A 24,743-nucleotide genomic window follows, 5' to 3' on the forward strand; every position below is an offset into this window, starting at 1 on the left:
TCAGCCGAGCGCCAGCAGCACGGTGGCGACCGCGGCGCCGGTCAGTCCCGGCGCCTGTCCGGCACTGACCCGCTCGTGCAGCAGCGCCAGGCCGAGCATCACCGGCAGGGCGGGGTAGAGCGCGGCGACGACGACCGCCACGGCCAGGAGCTCCCGGTGGGCGGCGAGTTGGAAGAGCGAAAGGCCGAGGGCCGCCCCGGCCCCGATCAGCAGGGCCGCCGTAGCGAGGGCCGGCGTGGATCGGTGGGTGCCCCGGTGGGGACAGCCGATGCGGTGCGGGACGTCAGGGATCGGGTGGCGGTCAGGCCGCTTCGACGGAGTGCGGCGCGGCGGCCCACTCCAGGACGAGCCGCTGGTACTCCTCGCGCTGCTCGACGCTCAGTGTCCCGCCCGACCGGCGCCACAGGGCCCGGATCTCTTCGTTGACCTCTGCGGCCGATCGCTCGGAGAGGGTTTCGACAGTGGTGGACATGGCGTGAAGCTTACGGCGTCGGACGTGAAGACCGCGTGAGTCATCACCCATTAAACGGACATATCGGACGTGTTGCTGATCACGTCCATCTGTCAACCCCCACAGCACAGTTCAGCTCTCGGCCGATCCCAGGACCAGTACCTGGATGGCCAGCACCGCGGCGCCGCGCGCCCAGTCGTGGAAGTCCGAGACCTTGGTCTCCAGCGCCACGGGGACGGCCAGCGGGTGCCGGTGGGCACGGACGGTCGCCTCGACCGTCGCCCCGCCGACGTCCATCAGACCGACCCCCTCACCGGCGAGCAGCACCTTCTGCGGCATGACCGAGTTGGCGATCTGGGCGACCAGCACACCCAGGGCGCGGGCCGCCTCGCCGATGACGCGGGCCGGCATGGGCTCCCCGGCGGCCGCGAGGGCGAGGATCTCCTCGTACGTGTGCTCCCGGCCGGTGGCGGCCTGGACCTGGTAGCGGATGCTGGGGATGGTCAGCAGCGAGACGGCGCTGCCGCGCTCCCCCTCGGGGGTGAGCGGCCCGCTGGGGTCGATGATCCAGTGCCGGCCGAAGCCGCCGTCCTCCTCGACGCAGGGCACCCGCCGGCCGGAGAGGACCAGGCCGTAGCCGAAGCCCGCACCGATGGTGAGGACGACGAAGCGGTCCAGGCCGCGTCCCGCGCCGAACCAGGTCTCGGCCTCCACCAGGGCGGCCACGTCGTTCTCGAGGACGACGGGCAGGCCCGTGCGCTCCGCGACCAGCGCGGCCAGTGGGACGTCCCGCCACCCGAGGAAGGGTGACTCCCCGACCGTCGTCCGGTCCTCGACGCGCCCACCCACCCCGATGCCGATCCCGGCGAGACCGGGGTGGGCACGGGCCAGTTCCTCGGTCATCTCGCCCAGCACGCGGACGGCGTCCTCGGGGTCGTGCGAGGGGAGCGGCCGGTCGTGACGGGCGACGATGTCACTGCGGAGTGTGGTGACGACGCCGTACACCGTGTCGGCGGTGATCTTGAAACCGATGAAATAGCGGGACTGGGCGACCACGTCGAGGGGCTGCGAGGGGCGCCCCTGGCGGGTCTCCACCGCGATGCCCCCGTCGGACACCTCGACCAGCAGGCCCGACTCGATCAGGGGTTTGGTCAGCCGGGTGAGGCTGCCCGCGGAGAGGCTGAGCCGCCGGGCGAGGTCGGTGCGCGAGAGCGGGCCGTGGACGAGCACCTCGATCGCGACCGAACGCTCCCCCGGGCTCAGCGGCAGCCAGCTGGCGGTACCTGTGGTCATGAGGGTCAGACTCCCACACGATTTCTTTTTGCCTTGAAAGTATCAAGGTCACTATATGAGCCACCCGGCCCGCGCGAAAAGATGTTCACCAACCCCTTGACGCTGAATTCTTTCGGCTCAAAAGTAAGTGGCCGAGAGCGAGCCGCCGCAGACGAGGGAGTCTCCCGATGACCATCGCCTCCAGCAGTCCTCCGTCACCGCTGCCGCTGGGCAGCGCGGAGGGGACTGTGACCAAGCCGCGCACCGACCGGCCGGCGGCGGGTGAGAGCCGGGGTGACGGGCGGCTCGCCGCGGTGTTCATCGCGCCGGCCCTGCTGGGATTCGTGGTCTTCCTGCTCTGGCCCACGCTGCGCGGCATCTACCTGAGCTTCACCCGCTTCAACCTGCTCACGCCGGCGGAGTGGGTGGGCCTCGACAACTACGTGCGCATGGTGCACGACCCGATCTTCTGGAACTCCCTCGAGGTCACGGTCGCCTACGTGGTCATCAACATCGGGGTGCAGACCGTCTCGGCGCTGGCGATCGCCGTGCTCCTCCAGCGGCTGACCCAGTCGGCGGTGCTGCGCGGGATCGTGCTCACGCCGTACCTCATGTCGAACGTGGTCGCGGGCATCGTCTGGCTCTGGATCCTGGACACCCAGCTCGGCATCGGCAACGAGATCATCTCGGCGCTGGGCTTCGACCGCATCCCGTTCCTGGCCGACGAGACCTGGGCGATCCCCACGATCGCCCTGATCAACGTGTGGCGGCACGTCGGCTACACGGCGCTGCTGCTGTTCGCCGGCCTCCAGGCCATCCCGAACGACATGTACGAGGCCGCGAAGGTGGACGGCGCGAGCGAGTGGCGGATGTTCTGGCGGATCACGATGCCGCTGCTGCGTCCGGTCCTGGCGGTCGTGCTGATCATGACGGTGATCGGTTCGTTCCAGGTGTTCGACACGGTCGCGGTCACGACCAGGGGCGGTCCGGCGGACGCCACCAACGTCCTCCAGTACTACATCTACGGCGCCGCCTTCGCCCGCTTCCAGTTCGGCTACGCCTCCGCGATGTCCGTGGCCCTGCTGGTCGTGCTGAGCGCGATCACCTTCGTCCAGTACCGGCTGACCCGGGCCGGCCACACCGACCTCGGCTGAAAGGGAGGAGTCGACATGGCTGCCGTGACCACCCCCGCGACCGGGACGACCCCGGCGACGCACGTACGTCCCCTCAGGCGCCGGCCCACCCCCGGGCGGATCGTGGCCTGGGCGGTGCTGGGTGTGATGATGCTCATCACCCTGCTGCCGTTCTACTGGATCCTGCGCACCGCGCTGTCCACCAACTCCGGACTCGCCGCGAGTCCGGGCGACCCGCTGCCGGTCGATCTGACCTCGGGCGGCTTCGAGCGGGCGCTCGGCCTCCAGTCGACCACGGAGGCGGTCGCGCAGGGCGGCGCGGGCGGCGGGCTGAAGTTCTGGCGCTATCTGCTCAACTCGGTGATCGTCTCGACCATCGTCACCGTCTGTCAGATCTTCTTCTCCGCCATGGCCGCGTACGCTTTCGCGCGGCTGCGCTGGCGGGGCCGGGACAGGGTGTTCGCCCTGTTCCTCGCCGGCCTGATGGTGCCGACCATCTTCACCCTGCTGCCGAACTTCGTCCTCATCAAGGAACTCGGCCTGGTGGACTCCCTGCTGGGGATCGCCCTGCCCACGATGTTCATGACGCCGTTCGCGGTCTTCTTCCTGCGCCAGTTCTTCATGAACGTCCCGAGGGAGGTCGAGGAAGCGGCGCTGCTCGACGGCGCCGGGAAGGTGCGGATCTTCTTCCGGGTGCTGCTGCCGATGGCGTCCACGCCGGTCCTCACCCTGGCCGTACTGACGTACATCACGTCGTGGAACGACTACTTCTGGCCGCTGATGGTCTCCTACGGCGACAGCTCGCGCGTCCTCACCGTGGCGCTGGCCATCTTCCGGGCACAGACCCCGCAGACCGGCACCGACTGGTCGGGCCTGATGGCGGCCACCCTCATCGCGGCCCTGCCCATGCTCGTGCTCTTCGGGTTCTTCGCGCGCCGCATCGTCAGTTCCATCAGCTTCACCGGCATCAAGTAAGGGGACGGACATGCGGATACGGATGCGTACGGTCACCGCGCTGGCCGGGGTGCTCGGGCTGTCCCTGGTGAGCGGTTGCGCCCAGGGCGGCGCCGGATCGTCGGCGCACACGGTGACGTACTGGCTGTGGGACGCCAACCAGCAGCCCGCCTACGAGGCGTGCGCGAAGGACTTCCAGGAGCAGAACCCCGGACTGAGGGTGAAGATCACCCAGTTGGGCTGGGACGACTACTGGACCAAACTCACCGCGAGCTTCATCGCGGGCACCGAGCCGGACGTGTTCACCGACCACATCCAGAAGTTCGGCCAGTTCGCCGACCTGAAGGTGCTGGAACCGCTCGACGACCTGGGCATCGACGACGCCCGCTACCAGCCGGGGCTGGGGGCCAACTGGATGGGCCAGGACGGCCACCGCTACGGCGCGCCGAAGGACTGGGACACCGTCGCCCTCTTCTACAACCGCGCGATGGCCAAGGACGCGGGCCTGACCCGCGAGCAGTTGAACGGCCTGTCCTGGAACCCCGAGGACGGCGGCACCTTCGAGAAGGCCATCGCGCACCTGACCGTCGACAGCAAGGGCAGGCGGGGCGACGAGCCGGGCTTCGACAAGAACCACGTCAAGGTGTACGGCCTCGCGACCAACGGCGGGGGCGACGGCGACGGCCAGACCCAGTGGAGCACCTTCACCGCCTCCGCCGGCTGGACCTACACCGACCGGAAGCGGTGGGGCACGAAGTACCGGTACGACAGCTCGACCTTCCAGTCGGTCGTCAAGTGGTACTTCGGTCTGGCGAAGAAGGGCTACATGGTGCCCTTCACCGACTACAACTCCCAGTCCAACCAGGCCAACACCCAGGTGTCCGCGGGCAAGGCGGCCGCCTCCTTCGACGGCGCCTGGATGATCTCGTCGTACGACGGTTTCAAGGGCATGGACATCGACACCGCGGTCACGCCGGCCGGCCCGACCGGCGAACGGGCCACGATGATGAACGGACTCGCCGACTCGGTGACCAGGAACGCCCGGAACAAGGCGGGTGCGAAGAAGTGGGTCGCGTACCTGGCGTCGGACGAGTGCCAGAAGACGGTGGGGGGCTACGGGATCGTCTTCCCGGCGACGCCCGACGGCACCGAGGCCGCGGTGGCGGCGTACCGGAAGAAAGGCATCGACGTCAGCGCGTTCACCGAACCGGTCTCGGACAAGAAGCACTTCGCGACCTTCTCCTATCCGATCACCAACTACGCCGCCGACGTGTACGCGCTGATGCACCCGGCCATGCAGGACATCTTCGGCAACGGCAAGCCCGTGAGCAGCCTGGACCGGACCACCAGCCAGATCAACCTGATTCTCGACCAGTGAAGGGCATGCCACACATGACGTTCTCCCTCGGCATCGTCGGTGCCGGACAGTTCTCGGGCCAGTTCGCCAAGCTGTTCCTCGCTCACCCCGGCGTCGGTGACGTGTACGTCACCGACCTGCTGCCCGAACGTGCCGAGCGGCTCGCCGCCGAGGTGGGTCTGACGGGCACGTTCCCCTCGTACGAGGCGATGCTGGAGTCGGCGGCGGTCGACGCGGTCGCCGTCTTCACCCAGCGCTGGACGCACGGCCCCCTGGTCCTCCAGGGTCTCGCGGCCGGCAAGCACGTGTACTCCGCCGTCCCCATGGCGATCACCGCGGAGGAGATAGCGGCGATCATCGACGCCGTCAAGGCGACCGGACTGACGTACATGATGGGCGAGACAAGTCAGTACAACCCGGCGACCGTGCACGCCCGCAACCAGATCGCGGACGGCGCCTTCGGGCGCCTCTTCTACGCCGAGGGCGACTACGTCCACGACATGGACCTGGGCTTCTACGAGGCCTATCAGTACAGCGGCGGCGAGAACTGGAAGGCGACCGCCAGCTATCCCCCGTTGCTGTACCCCACCCACTCGGTGGGCGGCGTCCTGGGCGCCTGGCGGACGCACGCGGTGAGCGTGTCGGCGATCGGCGTCGTCGACGGGCGGGGGGACGGCGTCTTCGACAAGGAGGTCAGCCAGTTCGGCAACGACTTCTCCAACGCCACCGCGCTGTTCGAGGTGGCGGGCGGCGGTTCCTTCCGGACGAACGAGTTCCGGCGGGTGGGATACCCCTCCCATATCCGGGAGTCCCGTTTCCGCTTCTTCGGCACCGAGGCGAGCATGGAACAGCTGGCGACGGTGGCGCTGTGGCAGGACAAGAACGGTGTGAAGGACATCAGCGAGCTGCTCGAACCCAAGCCCACCCTGTCCCCCGACGACCCGTCGCTCCAGCACATCGCGCCCGATCTGCGGGCCGCCTTCACCTCCGGGTCGGCGCCCGTACACGACCGTGCGCGGCTGCCGCGGGAGTTCGACGAACTGCACAACGGGCACGAGGGCAGTCACCACTTCCTGGTGGACGACTTCGTGACCGCCGTGAACAGCCGTAGGCTGCCGCCGGTGAACGCCTGGGTCGCGGCCCGTTACACCCTGCCGGGCGTCATCGCGCACGAGTCCGCGCGGCAGGGCGGGACCAGGCTGGAGATCCCGGACTTCGGGGACGCGCCCGAGGCGTGACGCCCGGGAACGCCGGGCGCCCTCGCCGCCTCAGCGACCTGAGCGGCTCAGGTGCCCGGCTTACGGCCGTACACGAAGACGTCGTCGCCGTTCTTCAGCAGCGACCAGTACTTCTTGGCGGTCGTCGTGGTCATGTTGACGCAGCCGTGCGAACCCGGCGGGTTCCACATGCTGAGACCGACGGAGTGGAAGGCCTGACCGCCGTCGAAGAACTGGCTGTAGGGCATGGGCACGTTGTAGATGCTCGACACGTGGTCGATGTGGCGCCAGTAGATCTTCTTCAGACCGGTGCGGGTCTCGTACCCGTCGCGGCCCGTGCGGACCGGGACGGGCCCGTAGACCAGTTTGCTGCCGTCCTGGATCCAGCTGAGCTGGAGGGTGAGGTTGACGCAGGCGATGCGGCCCTTGTTGGTCGGGCACTTGCCGGCCTTGTTGGGCTTGTTGCCCACGGCCTTCTGCTTGTTCATCAGGTCCATCACGCCCCAGGTGACGGGCCCGGCGTAGCCGATGTTCGGGCTGATGCCGTGCTTGTTCTGGAAGGCCTGGATGGCCTTGCAGTCGGTGCTCGACTGCTTGCCGTCGACGGGCCGGCCGAGGAACTTCTCCACCTGCTTCTGGTAGGGCCCGGCCTGCGTCGTACAGCTCGCGGCCTGGGCCGGCGCCGCGCCCAGCGCCAGCGTCAACGGCGCGACCAGGCCGGTGAGCCCGAGCACGACGGCCCCTCGTCTGCGTATGTCCCCCATGGCTGCCCTCTCCCTGGCACAAGTGTGGCGATCTCTCCCTCCTAGACATCTGTCCCCCGGCATCGGTTGTAGGCCGGGCCGACCTGTGACGAAACAGTGAACTTCCCCACCGCCGCGACCGATTCAGCCACCTCTTATGCCTGATTCGGACCGTTTCATCCTGGAGGGTCTGCCCGGCGTCCGGTCCAGTTTCCTTCGATTGGATCGCGCGCCGGCCGGTGCTCCCGTCCTAGGTTCCCCCCATGCACCGCGATCTCGCCGACGATCTCTCCAGGCTTCCCGAGCTCCTCCGGTCCGCCCGTGACTTCGCCGTCCGTGAAATGACCGGCCTGGCCGAGCGCCCGGTCGTGCGCCTGGACGCGCCGCCCGGCCGGACGGCCCTGCCCGACGACGGGGCGGGGTCCGAGGGCGCTCTCGCTCGGTTCGCCGAGCACTGGGCCCCCGGGTTCTCCGGTTCGGCCGGCCCGCGCTACCTCGGCTTCGTCACCGGTGGCGCGACGCCCGCGTCGGTCGCCGGAGACTGGCTGACCGCCGCCTACGACCAGAACGTCTCCGGGTCCGGGGGCTCCTGGGCGGCGGCGCTCGAGCGGGAGACCGTGGCCTGGCTGCGAGAGCTGTTCGGGCTGGGCGAGGAGCACAGCGGGGCGTTCGTGACCGGCGCCACCGTCTCCACCACCGTCGGCCTCGCCGTCGCCCGTGAGTGGCTCGGCGAACGGCTGGGGGTGGACGTGTCCCGGGAGGGCGCGGCCGCACTGGGAGCCGTGGACGTCCTCTCGGGCAGCCCGCACTCCAGTGTCGCCAAGGCGCTGTCGGTACTGGGCATCGGCCGGGACCGGCTGCGCCAGGTGCCCGTGCTGCCGGGCGGCCGGGAGGCAGTGGACGTCGTCGCCCTCGAATCGGCGCTGGCCGCGCTGGACGGCAGGGCGGCGATCGTGGTGGCCAACGCGGGTACCGTCAACACCGTCGACTTCGACGATCTGCGGGCGATCGCGGCCCTGAAGGAGCGGTACGGCTTCTGGCTGCACGTGGACGCGGCGTTCGGCGGTTTCGCCGCCCTCTCCCCCGCCTACGCGCACCTCGTCGACGGGCTCGACGCGGCCGACTCGGTCTGCGTGGACCTGCACAAGTGGCTCAACGTGCCCTATGACGCGGCCGTGCAGTTCACCCGCCGCCGCGACCTCCAGGTGCGGGTCTTCCACAACGCCTCGCCGTACCTCGGACTGCCCACCGGCGAGCCCGACTTCGTCCACCTCACCCCGGAGAACTCCCGGCGGCTGCGCGCGCTGCCGGCCTGGTTCTCGCTGGTGGCCTACGGGCGGGCCGGGCACCGCGAGATCGTGGAGCGGAGCGTGGACCTCGCGATCCGGCTCGGTGAGGGTGTCGCCGCGCTGGACGGGCTGCGGCTGCTGGCCCCGGTGCGGCTGAACGTCGTCTGCTTCACTCTCGCCGACGACCCGACGCCGGCGCGGCTCGGCGCGCTGGCGGACGCCGTGGCGGCGTCCGGGGAGGCGTTCCTGACGCCGACGGTGTACGGCGGGGTCCCGGCGCTGCGGGCCGCGTTCAGCAACTGGCGCACCTCGCGGGCGGACGTGGAGCGGGTGCTCGGGGCGCTCACTTCGGCACTCCCGGGCTGAGCGGCAGCGCCCCCCGCTGCCGCGGGAGTTGACGGAGGTCGGCGCCGCGGTCCCCGACCTCAAGGCCGGCGACCGGGTCGTCGTGCCCGCGAGGACATGCCGTACGCCCTCCGCGATCTGGGCGCCCAGCCGGGCCCCGGGTGCCGGGCGGGGCGCGTCGTCGCCCCGCCCGAGTGCCAGGAGCCGGAGCGCGGAGACGAGATAGGCGCCCGCCGCGCAGAGCACGGCCACGGGCGCGGTGAGCAGTTGGACGAGTCCGCCGCCCGCCCCGCGTCCCGCGATGCCGCCCACGGCCTGGAGGCTCACCACGGCCGTGTTGGCGCGCACCAGGGCGGCGCGGCCGACCACCTGGGGCAGCGCGCTCTGCGAGCCGACGTCGAAGAAGACGGTCGCGCATCCGTTGAGCAGGACCACCGCGTACAGGTGGACGAGGGTGAGCGCGTCGGCCTGCCAGGCGAGGGGTACGGACGAGAACAGCACGGCCCGCGACACGTCCGCGAGAATCAGGATGCGGCCGTGCCGCATCCGGTCCACCCAGACCCCGGCCGGCAGGCCGATGAACAGGAACGCGACCGTGCTCAGCGTGGCCAGCGCACCGACCTGTCCGGGGCTCGCGTCGAGCGCGGTCACGGCGACGAGGGGCACGGCGACGTAGCTGACGTTCGTGCCGAGCTGGCTCAGTGCGGTGGCCGAGAACAGGACGCGGAAGTCGCGGACGCGCCAGGGTGAGGCGGCCGGCTGTGAGGGGGTGTGCACGGTTGCACGCTGCCCGACGTCCTCCCGGCAGGACAAGTGAAAAGATCTACAGGGGCTGTTAAGCGCCTCTACCACGTCAACAGGACGGAGACCGTGCGGGTATGACCGCGTTCCTTCAGCAACTCCCCGCCCTTCTGGGTGTCGTCGTCGGCGCCCTCGGCTCCTATGCCGCGGTCGTACGCAGTGACCGGGTCCGGTTCCGGCGCGAGCGTGCGGCCCGCTGGGAGGAGCGGCGTCTGTCGGTGTACAGCGACTACGCGCGGACGTTGAAGGCGTCCGTGAATCTGGCGTACCGGGTCGCCGCGCATTTCGGCAACGACCCGCATCCGCATCCGATGTCGCCGCAGGAGGCCGAGCCGCTGCTGGCGCAGGCGACCGACAGACGGGACCCCTCCGGCGAGGCGCTGATCATGCTGGGCAGCCGGGACGCGGTGGAGCGGGCCCGGGTGTGGGTGCGCGTGGTGATGGACATGGAGCGGTTCCTGCGCGACGGGACGCACGACCCGCAGGCCTGGCAGGCGCTGTTGGAGCGGCAGCGCGCCGGCCGTGAGGGCTACTACACGGCCGTGCGCGAGGACCTCGACCTGCCACCGGGGCACTCGGCGCGCTGGCCCACACTGCCGGTGCCGCCGTCGTGAGCGGTCAGCGGTATCCCGTGGTGTCGGCCGTCTTCCCCGGGTCCTGCACCTCGACCATGTAGCGCCAGGCGTCGGGGCGGCTGCCGTCGAGGTCGGTGAAGCCGTACACCGGCGCCAGACCTCCGCTGGACAGGGACCGCCCGTTGAAGCGGGCCACGTCGGGGTCGGCGGCCAGGGCGGCGACCGCCCGGCCGACGTAGCGGGGTGTCTCCGAGATGGCGAAGTGGGGCACGCGGTCGAGGGCGTCGCGCCAGTTGTCCTCGCGGACGCCGAACTGTTCGAGCATCAGCTCCGACCGCATCCAGCCGGGGGTGAGCGCGAGGGCGGTGGCGCCGCGCGGCCCGATCTCGTGAGCGAGGGCGAAGGCCATGCGCAGGACGGAGGTCTTGGCGAGGTCGTAGAAGAAGTTCACGCGGTAGGTGTCGCGGTTGTACTCGGTGGTGCCGTCGGTCATCTCGACGACCAGTCCGCCGGGCCGGCGCAGCAGCAACGGCAGTGCGTGGTGGCTGGTGATCGCGTGGGTCTCGACGGCGAGCCGGAGGAGGCGCAGCCCGTTGTCCAGGTCGTGCTCCCAGACGGGGGTGTCCCACGCGAAGAGGTGCTCGGCGCCCCAGATGTCGTTGACCAGGACGTCGAGGCGGTCCTGCTCCCGCGCGACACGCTCGACGAGGGCGCGGACCTGGCCGGCGTCGAGATGGTCGGTGGGCACGGCGATCCCCTGGCCGCCCGCCTCGCTGACCAGGTCGGCGGTGTCCTCGATCGTCTCGGGACGGTCGTACTCGGAGCGCCGGGCGCGGGTGGTGCGTCCCGTCACGTAGACGGTGGCGCCGGCCGCCCCCAGTTCCACGGCGATCCCGCGTCCCGCACCCCGTGTCGCCCCGGCGACCAGGGCGACCCTGCCTTCCAGCGGACCGGACATGTCCGACCTCCTGCGTGTGTCTCGACGGCGTCGTCATCGAGGATCGATGGCGTCGGAACGAGGATCGCGCGGAAGCCGGACACCTCCTGTCGTCTTTCACCCGCCCGGTCACCCGGTCGGGTGACCGCTTCAGTGCCCCCGGGCGATCCACTCGTCCAGGTGGGGCGCCTCGGCGCCGATGGTCGTGCTGTCGCCGTGACCGGTCAGCACCTTCGTCTCGGGCGGCAGCGCGAGCAGCCGGTCCCGGATGGAGGTGATGATCGTCGGGAAGTGGGAGTACGAGCGGCCGGTGGCGCCCGGTCCTCCCTGGAAGAGGGTGTCGCCGGTGAAGAGCACGCCGAGCCCGGGGTCGTGCAGGCAGACCGCGCCGGGTGCGTGCCCGGGCGTGTGCAGCACGGTCAGGTCGGTGCCGGCCGCCTCGATGACCTGTCCGTCGGCCAGGTGGGCGTCGGGATCGCGGTCCGGGTGGGTGAGCTTCCACAGTGGCAGGTCGTCGGGGTGCAGCCAGATCGTGGCGCCGGTCGCGTCGGCCAGGGCGGGCGCGGCGGACACGTGGTCGTTGTGGGCGTGGGTGCACACGATGGCCGTCAGCCGGCGTCCGCCCACGGCGGCCAGGATGGCATCGGCGTCGTGCGCGGCGTCGATGACGATCGCCTCGTGGTCGTCGCCGATGATCCAGACGTTGTTGTCGACGTCCCAGGTGCCGCCGTCGAGACTGAACTGGCCCGAGGTGACGAGGCGTTCGATGCGCGCGGTCATCACAGCACCACCACCGAGCGCAGCACGTCGCCGCCGTGCATCCGCTCGAACGCCTTCTCCACCTCGTCGAGTCCGATGGTCTCGCTCACGAACGCCCCCAGGTCCAGGCGGCCCTGCAAATGCAGGTCGATCAGCATGGGGAAGTCGCGGGAGGGAAGGCAGTCGCCGTACCAGGAGGACTTCAGCGAGCCGCCGCGCCCGAAGACGTCGAGCAGCGGCAGTTCGAGCTTCATCTCCGGGGTGGGGACGCCGACGAGGACGACCGTGCCGGCGAGGTCGCGGGCGTAGAAGGCCTGCTTGTAGGTCTCGGGGCGGCCGACCGCCTCGATGACGACGTCGGCGCCGAAGCCGCCGGTCAGCTCACGGATCGCCTCGACCGGGTCGGTCTCCTTGGAGTTGACCGTGTGGGTGGCCCCCATGGTGCGGGCCTTCGCCAGCTTCCGGTCGTCGATGTCGACCGCGATGATCTTCGCCGCGCCCGCCAGGTTCGCCCCGGCCACCGCCGCGTCCCCCACTCCGCCGCAGCCGATGACGGCGACGGTGTCACCACGGCCGACGTTGCCCGTGTTGATCGCCGCCCCGATCCCGGCCATCACACCGCAGCCCAGCAGCCCGGCCACCGCGGCCGACACCGACGCGTCGACCTTCGTGCACTGCCCGGCCGCCACCAGCGTCTTCTCCGCGAACGCGCCGATGCCCAGCGCCGGGGACAGCTCGGTGCCGTCGAGCAGGGTCATCCGCTGCTTCGCGTTGTGCGTGTCGAAGCAGTACCACGGCCGGCCCCGCAGACAGGCCCGGCACTGACCGCACACAGCGCGCCAGTTCAGGATCACGAAGTCGCCGGGTGCGACGTCCGTGACGCCCTCGCCGACCGCCTCCACGACACCCGCCGCCTCATGACCGAGCAGGAAGGGGAACTCGTCGTTGATCCCGCCCTGCTTGTAGTGCAGGTCGGTGTGGCAGACCCCGCAGGCCTGCACCTGGACCACGGCCTCACCGGGGCCGGGGTCGGGGATCACGATGGTCTCCACCCGCACCGGCTCGTTCTTCCCCGGCGCGATCACTCCACGCACTTCCTGCGGCATGCTGCTGCCCCTTTCTTCGGCGGTCGTCCGTCCCTGCGCCGACCCTACGCGTGACTGATCGGTAAGGGCACGTGAGGCGGGGCCGGCACCCGTCCTGAACACGCCCTTCCCGGCCGCACCGCGCGCCGCCCGACGTAGCCTGAGGCCTCTCGACCCGACCCTCCGAGGAGCCCCGTGACCATCGCAGAGACAGCCGGCGACCGGCCCCCTTGGCGGCTGTTGCTCGATTACGTACGGCCACACCGCCGGTCCCTGCTGGCGGGTGCGGCGCTGTCGCTCGTCACAGGCGCCACCGGACTGCTGCTACCGCTGGTGGCACGGAAGTTGATCGACGACCTGGGTCACGACCGTTCGATATCGGGGGCGTTGTTCGCCCTGACCGCCCTGGTGGTCGCCAACTCCGCGGTGGGCGCGCTGGGTTCGTATGTGCTGCGGCGCACCGCCGAGTCGGTGGTGCTCGGTGCGCGGCGGGCGCTGTCCTCGTATCTGCTGCGGCTGCGGATCACCGCCGTCGACCGGAGCGAGCCCGGCGATCTGATGGCCCGCATGACCTCCGACACGACCCTGCTGCGCGAGGTCACCATCGACTCGCTGGTGGGCCTCGGCACCGGCGGGCTCACCCTGGCCGCCACGGTCGTGATGATGGGCCTGGTCGACCCGGTGCTGCTGGGCGTCACACTGGCCGTGATCCTCTGCGCGGGGACCGTCCTCGGCGTGATCGTGCCGCGGATCAACCGGGCGAGCCGCCGGGCGCAGGACGCGGTGGGGGTGATGGGCGCCTCGCTGGAGCGGGTACTCGGGGCGCTGCGCACGGTGAAGGCGTCGGGCGCCGAGCACCGTGAGGAGGCGACGCTGCACGCGGCGGCCGAGGAGTCCTGGCGGCAGAGCGTGCGCGCCGCCAAGTGGTCGGCTGCCGCGGGGAACACGGCCGGTCTGGCGATGCAGACGGCCTTCATCACCGTCCTCGCGGTGGGCGGGGCCCGGGTCGCGACGGGCGCGATCCAGATAGGCACGCTGGTGGCGTTCCTGCTGTACGTCTTCTATCTGATGTCGCCGATCCAGCAGGTGGTCGGCGCGATCACCCAGTACCAGACGGGTTCGGCGGCCCTCAGCCGTATCCAGGAGGCGCTGCGGCTGCCCGCCGAGCCGGCGTCCCGGCCGGAACGGCTGCCCCCGCCCGCCGCCGAACCGGCCGCGCTGGACTTCGCCGACGTCCGCTTCCGGTACGCCGACGATCTGCCGTACGTCCACCACGGGGTGACGTTCTCCGTGCCGGCCCGGGGCATGACGGCGTTCGTCGGACCCTCGGGTGCGGGCAAGACGACTGTGTTCTCGCTCATCGAGCGGTTCTACGACCCCGAGTCCGGCACCATCGCGCTCGACGGCCGCGATGTGGCGGACTGGGAGCTGTCCCGGCTGCGCTCCGCCATCGGCTACGTCGAGCAGGACGCCCCCGTGCTGTCGGGCTCGCTGCGCGACAACCTGCTGCTGGGCAACGCGTCGGCGGACGACGACGCGGTACGGGGCGTGCTGAAGACGACCCGGCTGGAGGACCTGGTCGAAAGGCTGCCGCAGGGGCTGGACACCCTCGTCGGACATCGCGGGACCAAGCTGTCCGGCGGCGAGCGGCAGCGGGTGGCCATCGCCCGTGCGCTGCTGCGCCGGCCGAGGCTTCTCCTGCTCGACGAGGCGACCTCCCAGCTGGACGCGGTGAACGAGGCGGCGCTGCGGGACACGGTCACCGACGTGGCCCGGACCACGACGGTCCTCGTCGTCGCGCACCGGTTGTCGACGGTGACGACGGCCGACCGGATCGTCGTCATGGACGCGGGCCGGGTCCGCGCGGTGGGTACGCACCGTGAACTCGTGGCGGGCGACCCGCTCTACGCCGAACTGGCGGCCACCCAGTTCCTCGCGACGGTCGAGTGACGGTGCCGGCCGACGGGGGCGGGACACGGGTGGGGGCCGCCCGGTCGTCCGGACGGCCCCCGTGGGGAGAGGTGGGTCGCTCGACCCCGGAACGGTCGCTCAGCCCTGGATGCCGGGCAGCAGACCGGTGACGGGGGCGACGAGGTCGGTGACCTGGTGCAGCTCGCTCAACTGGTCGAGCCCGCTGACCTTGTTGAGCTCGCCCAGCTGCCTGGAGACCGGCGGCAGGTCGGCCCGGTGCTCCGCGGGGATCTGAGCGGCGACGAGCGAGTCCAGCGCGGTCATCGGGTTGAGCCGGCCGGCGGTCGGGGCGTCGGCCGCGTTCGCCATGGGCGCCGCGAGGCCCGTGACCCCGGCGGCGAGAGCGGCGAGAGCGGCGATGCGTCGAGTGGAGATCATGCCCTCAGCAACGCCTCGGGTGCCCTGGCGGACACGGGTGGACGGCGGCGCTCACCCGAGAGGCGGAGACGACCGGCTGCGCTTGCCGAGCCCGGCCTGCCGGAGGAGCCTCGAAGGTGAGGGTCGGGCGGCCCGGCCTCCCGTCGGCCGCGGCCCTCGGAGGAGGTCACCATGGGCACCGCCGCAGGCTCCGCCTTCGACACCGAGACCCTGCGCAGAGGCATAGAGGGACAGGCCGCGTCGACGTTGCTGTCGCTCTACGCCGATGACGCGGAGATACACGTCATCGACCACAACACCCAGCCGAGCCGGCCCAAGGTGCTGCACGGCCGGGACGAGATCGGCCGGATGCTCGACGACGTCTACAGCCGGGACATGACGCACAAGCTGGAGGAGTGCATCGTCCAGGGCGACCGCGCCGCCTTCAGCGAGTCCTGCCGGTACGCGGACGGCGTGCGCGTTCTCGCCGAGTCGATGATCACGCTGCGGGACGGCAAGATCGTCGAGCAGACGATGATCCAGGCATGGGACGAGTAGGGAGGAAGACCTCAGGGGTCCAGGTCACCTCCCGGCTGACCTGGACCTCTTCGGTGCGTGCGGGGCGGCGGCGGTCGCGTCCGGCCCGTCCTGCCGGTCCGGGTTTCCGCGGCGGTCCGAGGGGTGCCCGTCGCTCTGCTCGGACGGCTCTGGGGCCTCGCGGTCCCGTCCGCCGTCTCCGGCGCCGCGTGCCGTCCGGGCGGGACGCGGCCGACGCCGGTGAATTCCCGTGCCCGCGCGTGCGGCGAGTGGGGCGGGGCGGGGCGGGTGAGAGTGTTCCGGGGCGGAGCGGATCCCGGCGGGGCCGCCGCGGGGAGCCGCGCTCAGGATCGCTCCGGCGTGCCTCCCGTGTCGGCCGGAGCGCCCTCGGCGGCGATACGCCCGAGGCGCCGGATCACCCCGCTCAGCCTCACCAGCGCCACCGCCGTACCGACGCAGACGGGTACGGCGGGCCAGTACGCGAGGACGTGTCCGAAGATCGCGTAGACGTGGAGCGCGAGCAACGCCGCCATGGCGACGGCCCAGCCGAGCGCGCAGGGCCCGAAGCGGTCGTCGCGGCCCGGCCGGACCCGGCCCGTCCGGGCCGCCAGGAGGCCGGCGGCGGACACGGCGAGGGCGATCAGATAGCCGGTCGTCAGCGGGGACAGCACGATCAGCGTCACGTCCAGCCCTCCCAGGTGCCAGCCCGGCCACACGTCCCGGCCGTCGATCTCCACGACCCGGCCGTGCCACAGGCCGACCGTGACCTGCTTGCCCTTCCAGAGGTCGTGCCCGATCCGGTCGTCGACCTCGTCGACCTCCTTGCGTTCCGCGCCCAGGGCCAGTCGGACGGTGTACTCGGTGTGGCTGACGTACGCGCCGCTGCCGCCGGCCTGTCCGCCGCCCGCGTGCCCGGACTGCGTGTGCGAGGTCAGCTCCGTCACGCCGGCGACGGCGGTGCGCAGGGAGCCGTTCGACCGGGCGAGCGCCACGGCCGTCTCCTGGTAGGTGCGTCCGGCGAGCAGCAGGATCAGGGCGACCATGGCGAAGCGGAACGCCGCGCGCCGGACGCGCCCGCCCCTGGTCCTGACCTGTTCGCTTCCGCTGGTGTCCGGCATGGTCCCCCCTGGTCCGGCACGTCGACAGATCCGGCACGTCGACAGACACGGGAAACGCCCGGGATCCGGTTCCCCTCACCGGATGCCGGGCGTTCGCGCCGGGGAGGGCGGTGGTCCGGCACGTCGGCCGGACCACCGCCCGGCCGTCAGGTCAGGGTCCACTTCTGGTTGTCGGCGGTGCCGCAGGACCAGAGCACGATCGGGGTGCGGTTGGCCGTCCCCGCCCCGTTGGCGTCGAGACACAGCCCCGCGTTGACGTTGGTGATCGTGCCGTCGGCGTTCACGTTCCACTTCTGGTTGTTCTGGCCGTTGCAGTCCCAGATGACGACCTTGGTGCCGTTCGTGGTCCCGAGGTTGTAGGCGTCCAGGCACTTGTTCCCGTACACCACGAGTTCCTTGCGGGAGGTGTACGTCCAGGCCTGGTTGGAGCCGCCGTTGCAGTCCCACAGCTCGGCCTGGGTGCCGTTGGTGATCGTGCTGTTGAACAGGTCCAGGCAGCGGCCGGACTGCTTGCCGACGACGAGGGCGCCGTTCGCTCCGGCGAGGGGCTTGACCGTGATGTCGGCGAGGGCCGGGGCTCCTGTGAAGGCGAGCGTGTTGGCCGAGCCCTTGGACAGGGCCACCTGGAGGGTGATCGTGCCCTGCGCCGAACCCGTCGGCGGGAAGGAGACCGTGGTCGCGGTCTGGCCGTTGACCTTCAGGGTCGCGGTACGGGCGGTGGACGCCGTGTTGGTGTAGGCGACGTCGACGACCTTCAGGCCGGTGTTCCCGGCGGCCACGCCGGAGAAGCTCGACGTGCCGGTGTAGGTGCTGCCCGATGCCTCGGTGCCGCCGGTGACGGTCAGCATGACCGAACCGCCCGCCGGGACGCTCGCGGTGTAGCCCGTGGCGTACGAGCCGACGTCGGCACGGGCCCAGAGGTCGCGCACAGTGGCGGAGGCGCCGGTCAGGCCCAGGTCGGACCAGCGGACGGTGATGTTCTGGGCGGAGGCTGTGCGGTTGAGCAGGACCACGGCGCGCTTGCCGCTGCCGGCGAGGACCTTGCCGTAGACCTGCGCTCCGCTGGTGTCCTCGGCGACCTTGACGCCCTGGAGGCCGCGCGCGTCCTGGTCGACGGCGACGACCTCGGGGTTCTTGAGGATGTTCGCCGTCTCCGTGGTCATCGTGGTGAGGTCGTTGCCGGCGAGCAGCGGGGCGCCCGAGACCGCCCACAGGTTCATGTGGGTGCGGTTCTGCGCGGCGGTGAAGCCGTCCATGCCGACCATCAGCATGTCCGGGTCGTTGTAGTAGCCGGTGTGCTGGGCGGTGGCGTGCAGTCCCTGGTCGAAGTTGGACAGCAGGTTCGTCATCGACGGCTTGTTGCCGTAGTAGACGATGTCGGTGCTGGTGCGGAACATCGGGGCGAGGCCGGGGGCCCAGTTCCAGGTGTTCTGGTAGCCCCAGTTGCAGATGGACAGGGTGAGCGGGCGGCCGGTGGCGGCCGTCGCCTTGCCGACGGCGCCGCTGATCGCGGTGTACGCGGTCGCCGCGTCGAGGCCCTCGGCGTCACCGCCGCACCAGTCGACCTTCACGAAGTCGAAGCCCCACTGCGAGAACTGGAGCATGTCCTGGTCGTAGTGGCCCTCGCTGCCGCTGCCCGGTGCGGCGGGGCGGCCGGTCGGGAAGTAGTAGCCGCAGCCGTCCTTGCCGGCGTCCGTGTAGATGCCTGCCTTGAGACCCTTGCTGTGGATGTAGTCGGCGATGGCGCTCATGCCGCCGGGCCACTCGGACTCGTCGACGGTGATGTTGCCCGCGCTGTCGCGGGTGCCCTGCCACCAGCCCTCGTCGATGTTGATGTGGTCGTACCCGGCCGCCGGCAGGCCCGCCGCGACGAGGGCGTCGACCTGCCGCTTGATGACGCCGTAGTCGATCTTCGCAGCGAAGCTGTTCCAGGAGGCCCAGCCCATCGGGGCGGTGGGCACGGCGATCTGGCGCGAGGTCGCGGCCTGGGCCGTGCCGGGCTGGGCGAACAGCAGGGCGGCGGTCACCGTCAGCAGCAGGGCGAGCAGCCGTGCGGCGACGGATCTGCGGCCCCGCACCGTGCGGGCGGAGTGTGGGGGAAACATACGGCGGCTCCAGCTTCGGGCGATCGCGATGCGAGATGCTTCGATATGCCGAACAGAGGTCGGTGAACCGAACATGTTGCGCGCCGAAAGTAGAGCTGCCGGAGGGTGAAGTCAACGCCTGTGACAGAAGTGATGTGACCGGTCTCAAGAGTGAACTGGCTGCCTTCACAGGGTCGTTCGCCCGCGACCGGGTTCCGTGCGGCCATACTGTCCGTCGTGCGAGTGGCGATCATGACAGTGGGATCCCGGGGTGACGTGGCCCCCTTCACCGGCCTCGGCCACGCACTCGTGCGCGCGGGACACGAGGTCACCCTGGTGACACACGCCCGGTTCGCGCCGCTGGCCGCCGGTGCGGGGGTGGGCTTCCACGCACTGCCGGTGGATCCCCGGGCGGAGCTGGAGTCCGAACGGGGCCGGGCGCTGCACCGCAGCGCCAGCGGCCCGGGCAAGCTGCTGCGGGTGGCCCGGATGGCGCGGTCGCTGGTGGGACTGATGACCGACGACCTCATGGCCGCCGCCCGCGTCAGCGACGTCCTGCTGCTGTCGGCCTCGGTGGCGCCACTGGGGCACACCATCGCCGAGGGACTCTCCCTGCCGAGCCTCGACCTCCACCTGCAACCCATCGCCCCCACACGGGAGTTCGCACCGCCGCTGCTGGGCGGCGGCTCATGGGGAGCGGTCGGCAACCGGCTCGCCGGACACGGTCTCGGGGTGGCCGTCGAGCAGATCTTCACACCCGCCCTGCCGGCGGTGCGGGCCCGGCTGGGGATGCCCGCCGTACGCCGCCCCGGCGCCGGTCCACGGGGCAGGCGACGGCCCGGCCGGCCGGTCCTGCACGGGTTCAGCCCGCTGGTGGTGCCACGCCCCCGGGACTGGCGGGCGGAGCTGGACATCACCGGGTACTGGTGGCCGTACGACCGCGAGACGCAACTCCCCGCCGCTCTGCGGGAGTTCCTCGACGCGGGGCCGCCGCCGGTCTTCGTCGGGCTGGGCAGCGCGACCGTGCCCGACCCGCGGCGGCTGAGCGCGGAGATCGTCCGGGCCCTGCGCCGGGCGGGGTTGCGCGGGGTCGTCCAGCGCGGCTGGGCGGGTCTCGCGGCCGACGGCGACGACATGCTGACCGTCGACGACGTCCCGCACGCGCTGCTGTTCCCGCGGACGGCCGCCGTGGTTCACCACTGCGGGGCGGGCACGACGGCGGCGGGCGTACGGGCCGGGGTCCCGGCCGTCCCGGTACCGGTCCAGTTCGACGAGGCCTTCTGGGCGGACCGGCTGGTCGGCCTCGGCGTGGCGCCGCGATCGCTGCCGCTGCGCCGGCTCACCGCCGGCACCCTGACCGAGGCGCTGCTGCGGGCCACCCGGGACCCCGGGCTCCGTGAGCGGGCACGGACGCTGGGCACGCGGGTGCGCGAGGAGGACGGTACGAGCCGGGTGGTGGAAGCCGTTCGCCGGCTGTCGTCCGAGGGCCCCGGAAGCAGCGGCTGAGCCCCGGCCGACCGGTCGCGGGAGGCGCCGGCGCCCGAAGAACGACCGGCGGGCGGGCGGGCTCCGAGGCACGCGCTCACGCACAGTCGAGCGGGGGCGGCCGCCGCCTACGCGGCCGGCGGGCGCCCCCGCCGCGAGCGCGTGCCGCGCCCCTGTCACCGTGCGGGTGACCGGACCGGTCCTGCGGGGGGCTCGGGTGCCCAGCCGGCCGGTCGGAGGATTCCCAGCAGTTGTCGCACCAGTTCGTCGACCACCTCGTCCAGCGTGGCGTCCACCCATCCCGAGCTCCAGTCGTGGAGGAGGCCGTTGACGCTGCCGATGAAGGCCGTCGCCGCGAGACGGTAGTCCCGGGGAGCCGCCTCGCCGCGGGCGGCGGCCGCCGTCGCCTCGGCGCAGATGAGGTCGACCCAGCGGGCACGGCGGGCCAGCCGCTGTTCCTCCAGCCGGGGGCTGACCCCGACGATCTCCACGAAGGTGATCCGGATGCGGCGCGGGTCGGCGGTCACGTTGGCCGCGTAGGCCCGGAAGATCGCGGTGACCCGCTCGACGAGCGGCGCGTCCCCCGCGGCGGCGAAGGCGGCCAGGACCGCCTCCTCGGCCCAGTCGTTGACCTGGAGGTGCAGCGCCGCCAGGACGTCCTCGAGGGTGCGGAACTCCTCGTAGAACTGGCGGGTCGACAGACCGGCCGCCACGCTGAGCGACGCGACGGTGGTGCCGCGGTAGCCGGGGACGTCCCCGAACGACTGCAACGCCGCCGCCAGGAATCTCCCGCGCCGCTCGGCCTGCCGCTGCTCGGCGGTCTTGCCACCGTACCGGCCGGTCGGCGCCCTGAGCCTGCCCGCCACTGACCCTCCCTCGTCGTTCCGTGCTCCCCCGCCGTCAAGTTTGTCGCGTACAGGGGCTTGTGGCGAAGGGCACCCCTTCCTTACTTTCCAGTAAGTCAACTCTGAATGCACCCGTGTTCAGATTCGGGCGGGCACAACCGCCCTGTCCCCACCCCTTCCGCCCAGAGGAGAGAGCAGCCATGCCTGCCTTCCGAACCAGGCACCTTTGCTCCGTAGCCGCCGCCCTCGTCCTGACCGTCACCGCTCCCGCGACCGCCGCCACCGCGGTCTCCGACGCCTCCGACGCCGCCGCGCTGCGCGAGGTGCTCTTCGTCGGCAACAACTGGGAGGGCACCGCGGACGTCATCAAGTCCAGCGGTGACTTCGCCAAGATCGGCCGGATCAACGTGATCCCCGACAAGGACGCCCGGATGGCGGCGATCAACGCCGACCCGATCAAGTGGATCTACTTCCAGGCCATCCGCAACGGGGTCGGCGAGGGTCACGACCAGTTCGTCGACGACATGTACACCACGCCGGACGGCGCGTCGGTGGTCGTCTCCCGGCCCAGTTTCGCCGATGTCGTCTCCATCAACCTGGCCACCGGGAACATCAACTGGCGCTTCCCGGTGTCCGGCTACCGCTCGGACCACATGGCCGTCTCGCCCGACGGCACCCGGGTCGCGGTCTCCGCCTCGATCTCGAACACCGTGCACGTCCTGAACATCAACACCGGCAAGCAGCTGGGCTCGTTCAAGACCGGCGACAAGCCGCACGAGAACATCTTCACCAAGGACGGCAAGTACATCTACAACATGGCGATCGGCGACGTGAACACCTCGCAGGACGCGCCGTGGCAGGACTTCACCAAGGGCGACCGGCGCATCACCGTCGTCGACGCGAACACGTACCAGCAGGTCAAGATCATCGACATGCGGCAGCGACTGGACGCGATCGGTCTCACGGACTACTCGGACGCGGTGCGCCCGGCGGTCTTCTCACCGGACGAGTCCAAGCTGTACTTCCAGGTCTCGTTCTTCAACGGCTTCTTCGAGTACGACCTCGCCACGGACCGCATCACCCGGACGAAGACCCTCCCGAAGAACCCCGCGACCAGCGACGACCGCACCACCTACGTCAACGACTCGCGCCACCACGGCCTCTCCATGAGCCCCGACGGAACCAAGCTGTGCGTCGCCGGCACGATGGACGACTACGCCACGGTCGTCGACCGCGCCACCCTCCAGGAGGGCCCGCTGGTCACCGCCTCCAAGCCCTACTGGGCCACGGTCAGCGGTGACGGCAAGAGCTGCGTGATCTCCGAGAGCGGCGCCGACCAGGTCACGGCGATCGACTTCGCCACCGGACAGAAGCTGGTGTCGGTCCCCGTGGGCGACCACCCGCAGCGGGTCCGGCTCGGCCATGTGGCGGCGAACTGGACCGGAACCGGCAGCTGACGGCTCCCGGGACGCGACAGGGGTGGGTGGCGGTGACCGCCACCCACCCCTTCGTCGTCGTCCGGCGCGGCTAACCCACCTTCTGGGTCACCCACGTCGAGAGCTCCGTGCGGGCCGCCGCCAGCAGGGTCCCGGACGGCGCGGTCGCCCCGTTGGTGACCAGGGCGTAGTGCAAGGTTCCCGAGTCGGGTGCGCTGAGCAGCAGACGCCGGCTGCCCGTGCCGCCCGGCTCGGCGGCCGCGGCGATCTTCGTGGTGGTGGTGTACGCGGGCGGGCCGTACACCGTGCCGAGGTCGGAGACGACCGTCGTCGTGGCGGTCGGGAAGGAGGCGGGCAGGTGCAGTTCGGTGGGCGCCGTGCCGCCGCTCGAACGCCACACCAGCAGCCCGTACTGGCCGGAGCCGACGAGCTGCCTGGTGCTGGGCAGGGAGCTGGGGACCGGGTTCCAGGTGAGCGTGGTGGAGCCGTCGCGCGAGCGGTCCTCGTAGGTGAAGGCGACGGTCGTGCCGGAGGTGGCGCTCGGGTAGATCCGGTCGAGCAGCCGGGCGTCCTGGCGCAGGGCCGCCGCGCCGCCGTCGTCCAGGCGTACGGCGGAGAGGTCCTCGTCGTTCCAGGCGTCGCCGGTGGTGAGCAATTTGTCGGCGTTGCCGTTCATCAGCTCGTGGTGGCGGCCGTTGTAGATGTCCCACTGCCACTGCGACCCGGACAGGACCGGACCCGATGTGGCCGGAGCGGTCCACCAGTTGGCGCCCTTCACCCGGGAGTCGAGGGCCTGGTACATCGCCTTCAGGACGGTCGGCGCCTTGCCCGCGGTGTTTCCGTTCAGGGGGTGGCCGAACTCGCTGACGATCGCCGTCGTCCCCGCCGCCGAGGCACGGTCGCGGACCGTGCCGAAGTCGGTCACGTACTGGCCGTCCTCGGCGTTGCCCCACATCAGGATCCCGGAGATGGCCTTCTGGTCGTAGAAGTGAGTGTTGAAGACATAGCGGGAGCCGAGCGTCCCCGCGTCCAGGAGTCCGCCCTCCTCCTTGCTGACGTTGCCGTTCCAGAAGAGGTTGGGCTCGACGAGGGCGGGCTTGTCGGTCCAGCCGGCCGCGTCCATCCGGGCCCGGAACCTGAGGTAGAAGGGCCACAGCAGGTCGCGTTCCCAGGTGCGGCTGTTCTGGCCGGACTCGTAGGTGCCGGCGTAGGGCTCGTTGTAGGGGTCGAAGCCGAGGACGCCCGCGAACTCCTCGGCGGTGATGTTCGTCCTGATGTAGGCCATGGTCTTCTGGGCGGTGGCCAGGAAGGAGTCCTGGAGGCCGTGGTTGTTGTGCCAGAAGTCGTACTGGGCGGCCTTCACGGCGCCGTTCTGGGTGATGTTCTGCCCCCAGAGGAAGCAGATGCCGCAGGACTCGACGGGATAACCGCCCAGGTCCACCGCCCACTTGGGAGCGCCGTCGCCGGTGTACCAGCTGCCCGCGTTGAACAGGTGGCGGGAGTAGAGGTCCTGGTGGAAGTCGGGGTAGACGCGGATGCCGGCGTCGAGGAAGGCGCGCAGCTGTTCGGTGGCGGCGGCCAGGTAGGTGGTGTCGACCTGGCCGCGCACCGGTTCGGCGTAGGCCCAGGAGAGCAGGAAGCGCACGGAGTTGCCGCCGCCGAGGGCGCGCAGCGCCGTCGCCGACTTCTTGGCGTCGGCGACGGAGGCGAAGGGCAGGCCCTTGTTCTCCGCGAGCTTGGTCTCGCCGGAGACGTTGTAGCCGCGCAGTACGACCTCGCGGCCGTTCGCGTCGAGGAAGCGGCCGCCCGACACGGTGAGCGCCGTGCCGTCGAAGGAGAGGGAGTCGGGGAACGTGGCGGCGGTGGCGGCCGGGGAGCCCGCCATCGTCATGAAGCCGCAGAGTCCGCTGAGGACCACCAGAACAGCGAGCAGACGAGCCCGGAGATTGCCCATGCGCACTACGGTCCGGTGATTCCCGGACACCGTCAATA

22 protein-coding genes and 1 pseudogene are annotated in these 24,743 nt (G+C 71.0%); 10 read left to right on the forward strand and 13 right to left on the reverse strand.

Annotated elements, in window-relative coordinates; all coding sequences use genetic code 11:
• From OHS71_RS04540 to OHS71_RS04550, 3 genes are all read right to left on the reverse strand, one after another.
• Entirely contained in the window at nucleotides 1-141 is a 141-nt protein-coding gene (locus OHS71_RS04540) for a hypothetical protein (RefSeq protein ID WP_328477025.1), read from the reverse strand.
• Between the two features lie 160 nt (nucleotides 142-301).
• Nucleotides 302-472: a hypothetical protein gene (locus OHS71_RS04545; protein ID WP_328477027.1), complete on the reverse strand. Its 171-nt coding sequence runs from the start codon at nucleotides 470-472 to the stop codon at nucleotides 302-304.
• A gap of 111 nt (nucleotides 473-583) precedes the next feature.
• Nucleotides 584-1,744, reverse strand: coding sequence for an ROK family transcriptional regulator (locus OHS71_RS04550; protein ID WP_328477029.1), 1,161 nt, complete (start codon nucleotides 1,742-1,744; stop codon nucleotides 584-586).
• A gap of 167 nt (nucleotides 1,745-1,911) precedes the next feature.
• Between OHS71_RS04550 and OHS71_RS04555 the strand changes: the two genes are divergently transcribed.
• The 4 genes from OHS71_RS04555 to OHS71_RS04570 are packed head-to-tail and all read left to right on the forward strand — an operon-like array spanning nucleotide 1,912 to nucleotide 6,405.
• On the forward strand, nucleotides 1,912-2,877 hold the full coding sequence (locus tag OHS71_RS04555) for a carbohydrate ABC transporter permease (RefSeq protein WP_328477031.1): 966 nt from the start codon (nucleotides 1,912-1,914) through the stop codon (nucleotides 2,875-2,877).
• A 15-nt stretch (nucleotides 2,878-2,892) separates the two neighbouring features.
• Nucleotides 2,893-3,831, forward strand: a complete 939-nt coding sequence (locus OHS71_RS04560; protein ID WP_328477033.1) for a carbohydrate ABC transporter permease — start codon at nucleotides 2,893-2,895, stop codon at nucleotides 3,829-3,831.
• Nucleotides 3,832-3,841: 10 nt separating this feature from the next.
• Nucleotides 3,842-5,188: an ABC transporter substrate-binding protein gene (locus OHS71_RS04565; protein WP_328477035.1), complete on the forward strand. Its 1,347-nt coding sequence runs from the start codon at nucleotides 3,842-3,844 to the stop codon at nucleotides 5,186-5,188.
• Between the two features lie 14 nt (nucleotides 5,189-5,202).
• A complete protein-coding gene (locus tag OHS71_RS04570; RefSeq protein WP_328484393.1) occupies nucleotides 5,203-6,405 on the forward strand; it encodes a Gfo/Idh/MocA family protein in 1,203 nt (400 codons plus the stop codon).
• Nucleotides 6,406-6,452: 47 nt separating this feature from the next.
• Here OHS71_RS04570 and OHS71_RS04575 read toward each other — a convergent pair whose 3' ends face one another.
• Nucleotides 6,453-7,148 (reverse strand): L,D-transpeptidase, encoded by a 696-nt coding sequence (locus OHS71_RS04575; RefSeq protein ID WP_328477037.1) that lies wholly within the window; start codon nucleotides 7,146-7,148, stop codon nucleotides 6,453-6,455.
• A gap of 242 nt (nucleotides 7,149-7,390) precedes the next feature.
• On the opposite strand from OHS71_RS04575, the gene OHS71_RS04580 reads away from it, so the two are divergent.
• On the forward strand, nucleotides 7,391-8,782 hold the full coding sequence (locus OHS71_RS04580) for a pyridoxal phosphate-dependent decarboxylase family protein (RefSeq protein WP_328477039.1): 1,392 nt from the start codon (nucleotides 7,391-7,393) through the stop codon (nucleotides 8,780-8,782).
• Nucleotides 8,783-8,896: 114 nt separating this feature from the next.
• On the opposite strand, the pseudogene OHS71_RS04585 reads toward OHS71_RS04580, so the two are convergent.
• A pseudogene (locus OHS71_RS04585) lies at nucleotides 8,897-9,613 on the reverse strand (MFS transporter); the annotation flags it as partial.
• 26 nt (nucleotides 9,614-9,639) lie between these two features.
• Here OHS71_RS04585 and OHS71_RS04590 point away from each other — a divergent pair.
• On the forward strand, nucleotides 9,640-10,176 hold the full coding sequence (locus OHS71_RS04590) for a hypothetical protein (protein WP_328477041.1): 537 nt from the start codon (nucleotides 9,640-9,642) through the stop codon (nucleotides 10,174-10,176).
• 4 nt (nucleotides 10,177-10,180) lie between these two features.
• On the opposite strand, the gene OHS71_RS04595 is transcribed toward OHS71_RS04590, so the two are convergent.
• The 3 genes from OHS71_RS04595 to OHS71_RS04605 form a co-directional block, all read right to left on the reverse strand.
• Nucleotides 10,181-11,095, reverse strand: a complete 915-nt coding sequence (locus tag OHS71_RS04595) for an SDR family oxidoreductase (RefSeq protein ID WP_328477042.1) — start codon at nucleotides 11,093-11,095, stop codon at nucleotides 10,181-10,183.
• Nucleotides 11,096-11,224: 129 nt separating this feature from the next.
• Nucleotides 11,225-11,854 carry an MBL fold metallo-hydrolase gene (locus OHS71_RS04600; protein ID WP_328477044.1) on the reverse strand — a complete coding sequence of 210 codons (630 nt, stop codon included), beginning with the start codon at nucleotides 11,852-11,854 and terminating at the stop codon, nucleotides 11,225-11,227.
• On the reverse strand, nucleotides 11,854-12,939 hold the full coding sequence (locus tag OHS71_RS04605) for an S-(hydroxymethyl)mycothiol dehydrogenase (protein WP_328477046.1): 1,086 nt from the start codon (nucleotides 12,937-12,939) through the stop codon (nucleotides 11,854-11,856). The genes OHS71_RS04600 and OHS71_RS04605 overlap by 1 nt, the downstream gene beginning before the upstream one ends.
• 174 nt (nucleotides 12,940-13,113) lie before the next feature.
• Between OHS71_RS04605 and OHS71_RS04610 the strand changes: the two genes are divergently transcribed.
• Entirely contained in the window at nucleotides 13,114-14,868 is a 1,755-nt protein-coding gene (locus tag OHS71_RS04610; RefSeq protein ID WP_328477048.1) for an ABC transporter ATP-binding protein, read from the forward strand.
• A gap of 99 nt (nucleotides 14,869-14,967) precedes the next feature.
• On the opposite strand, the gene OHS71_RS04615 is transcribed toward OHS71_RS04610, so the two are convergent.
• Entirely contained in the window at nucleotides 14,968-15,267 is a 300-nt protein-coding gene (locus OHS71_RS04615; RefSeq protein ID WP_328477050.1) for a hypothetical protein, read from the reverse strand.
• Nucleotides 15,268-15,438: 171 nt separating this feature from the next.
• Here OHS71_RS04615 and OHS71_RS04620 point away from each other — a divergent pair, with 171 nt between their 5' ends.
• A complete protein-coding gene (locus tag OHS71_RS04620) occupies nucleotides 15,439-15,804 on the forward strand; it encodes a nuclear transport factor 2 family protein (protein ID WP_328477052.1) in 366 nt (121 codons plus the stop codon).
• A 323-nt stretch (nucleotides 15,805-16,127) separates the two neighbouring features.
• On the opposite strand, the gene OHS71_RS04625 is transcribed toward OHS71_RS04620, so the two are convergent.
• Together OHS71_RS04625 and OHS71_RS04630 are read right to left on the reverse strand one after the other, a co-directional pair.
• Nucleotides 16,128-16,901, reverse strand: coding sequence for a hypothetical protein (locus OHS71_RS04625; protein ID WP_328477054.1), 774 nt, complete (start codon nucleotides 16,899-16,901; stop codon nucleotides 16,128-16,130).
• A 146-nt stretch (nucleotides 16,902-17,047) separates the two neighbouring features.
• Entirely contained in the window at nucleotides 17,048-19,006 is a 1,959-nt protein-coding gene (locus tag OHS71_RS04630; protein ID WP_328477056.1) for an RICIN domain-containing protein, read from the reverse strand.
• 231 nt (nucleotides 19,007-19,237) lie between these two features.
• Between OHS71_RS04630 and OHS71_RS04635 the strand changes: the two genes are divergently transcribed.
• Nucleotides 19,238-20,491: a glycosyltransferase gene (locus OHS71_RS04635; protein ID WP_328477058.1), complete on the forward strand. Its 1,254-nt coding sequence runs from the start codon at nucleotides 19,238-19,240 to the stop codon at nucleotides 20,489-20,491.
• A gap of 155 nt (nucleotides 20,492-20,646) precedes the next feature.
• On the opposite strand, the gene OHS71_RS04640 is transcribed toward OHS71_RS04635, so the two are convergent.
• Nucleotides 20,647-21,336: a TetR/AcrR family transcriptional regulator gene (locus OHS71_RS04640; RefSeq protein ID WP_328477060.1), complete on the reverse strand. Its 690-nt coding sequence runs from the start codon at nucleotides 21,334-21,336 to the stop codon at nucleotides 20,647-20,649.
• A gap of 179 nt (nucleotides 21,337-21,515) precedes the next feature.
• Here OHS71_RS04640 and OHS71_RS04645 point away from each other — a divergent pair, with 179 nt between their 5' ends.
• Nucleotides 21,516-22,772, forward strand: a complete 1,257-nt coding sequence (locus OHS71_RS04645; RefSeq protein ID WP_328477063.1) for a YncE family protein — start codon at nucleotides 21,516-21,518, stop codon at nucleotides 22,770-22,772.
• A 70-nt stretch (nucleotides 22,773-22,842) separates the two neighbouring features.
• On the opposite strand, the gene OHS71_RS04650 is transcribed toward OHS71_RS04645, so the two are convergent.
• Complete coding sequence (locus OHS71_RS04650) at nucleotides 22,843-24,705, reverse strand: cellulase family glycosylhydrolase (RefSeq protein ID WP_328477065.1); 1,863 nt, start codon at nucleotides 24,703-24,705, stop codon at nucleotides 22,843-22,845.
• Nucleotides 24,706-24,743: the final 38 nt, after the last annotated feature.

Source organism: Streptomyces sp. NBC_00377 (genome assembly GCF_036075115.1).
GTDB lineage: Bacteria > Actinomycetota > Actinomycetes > Streptomycetales > Streptomycetaceae > Streptomyces.

What these genes read in the sequence shown, in the direction of transcription:
- OHS71_RS04615 (WP_328477050.1), bottom strand. Translation starts at nt 15,267, where the DNA reads ATGATCTCCACTCGACGCATCGCCGCTCTCGCCGCTCTCGCCGCCGGG.
- OHS71_RS04635 (WP_328477058.1), top strand. Translation starts at nt 19,238, where the DNA reads ATGACAGTGGGATCCCGGGGTGACGTGGCCCCCTTCACCGGCCTCGGC.
- OHS71_RS04625 (WP_328477054.1), bottom strand. Translation starts at nt 16,901, where the DNA reads ATGCCGGACACCAGCGGAAGCGAACAGGTCAGGACCAGGGGCGGGCGC.
- OHS71_RS04595 (WP_328477042.1), bottom strand. Translation starts at nt 11,095, where the DNA reads ATGTCCGGTCCGCTGGAAGGCAGGGTCGCCCTGGTCGCCGGGGCGACA.
- OHS71_RS04565 (WP_328477035.1), top strand. Translation starts at nt 3,842, where the DNA reads ATGCGGATACGGATGCGTACGGTCACCGCGCTGGCCGGGGTGCTCGGG.
- OHS71_RS04600 (WP_328477044.1), bottom strand. Translation starts at nt 11,854, where the DNA reads ATGACCGCGCGCATCGAACGCCTCGTCACCTCGGGCCAGTTCAGTCTC.
- OHS71_RS04650 (WP_328477065.1), bottom strand. Translation starts at nt 24,705, where the DNA reads ATGGGCAATCTCCGGGCTCGTCTGCTCGCTGTTCTGGTGGTCCTCAGC.
- OHS71_RS04545 (WP_328477027.1), bottom strand. Translation starts at nt 472, where the DNA reads ATGTCCACCACTGTCGAAACCCTCTCCGAGCGATCGGCCGCAGAGGTC.
- OHS71_RS04550 (WP_328477029.1), bottom strand. Translation starts at nt 1,744, where the DNA reads ATGACCACAGGTACCGCCAGCTGGCTGCCGCTGAGCCCGGGGGAGCGT.
- OHS71_RS04560 (WP_328477033.1), top strand. Translation starts at nt 2,893, where the DNA reads ATGGCTGCCGTGACCACCCCCGCGACCGGGACGACCCCGGCGACGCAC.
- OHS71_RS04630 (WP_328477056.1), bottom strand. Translation starts at nt 19,006, where the DNA reads ATGTTTCCCCCACACTCCGCCCGCACGGTGCGGGGCCGCAGATCCGTC.
- OHS71_RS04580 (WP_328477039.1), top strand. Translation starts at nt 7,391, where the DNA reads ATGCACCGCGATCTCGCCGACGATCTCTCCAGGCTTCCCGAGCTCCTC.
- OHS71_RS04570 (WP_328484393.1), top strand. Translation starts at nt 5,203, where the DNA reads ATGACGTTCTCCCTCGGCATCGTCGGTGCCGGACAGTTCTCGGGCCAG.
- OHS71_RS04555 (WP_328477031.1), top strand. Translation starts at nt 1,912, where the DNA reads ATGACCATCGCCTCCAGCAGTCCTCCGTCACCGCTGCCGCTGGGCAGC.
- OHS71_RS04620 (WP_328477052.1), top strand. Translation starts at nt 15,439, where the DNA reads ATGGGCACCGCCGCAGGCTCCGCCTTCGACACCGAGACCCTGCGCAGA.
- OHS71_RS04590 (WP_328477041.1), top strand. Translation starts at nt 9,640, where the DNA reads ATGACCGCGTTCCTTCAGCAACTCCCCGCCCTTCTGGGTGTCGTCGTC.
- OHS71_RS04605 (WP_328477046.1), bottom strand. Translation starts at nt 12,939, where the DNA reads ATGCCGCAGGAAGTGCGTGGAGTGATCGCGCCGGGGAAGAACGAGCCG.
- OHS71_RS04645 (WP_328477063.1), top strand. Translation starts at nt 21,516, where the DNA reads ATGCCTGCCTTCCGAACCAGGCACCTTTGCTCCGTAGCCGCCGCCCTC.
- OHS71_RS04575 (WP_328477037.1), bottom strand. Translation starts at nt 7,148, where the DNA reads ATGGGGGACATACGCAGACGAGGGGCCGTCGTGCTCGGGCTCACCGGC.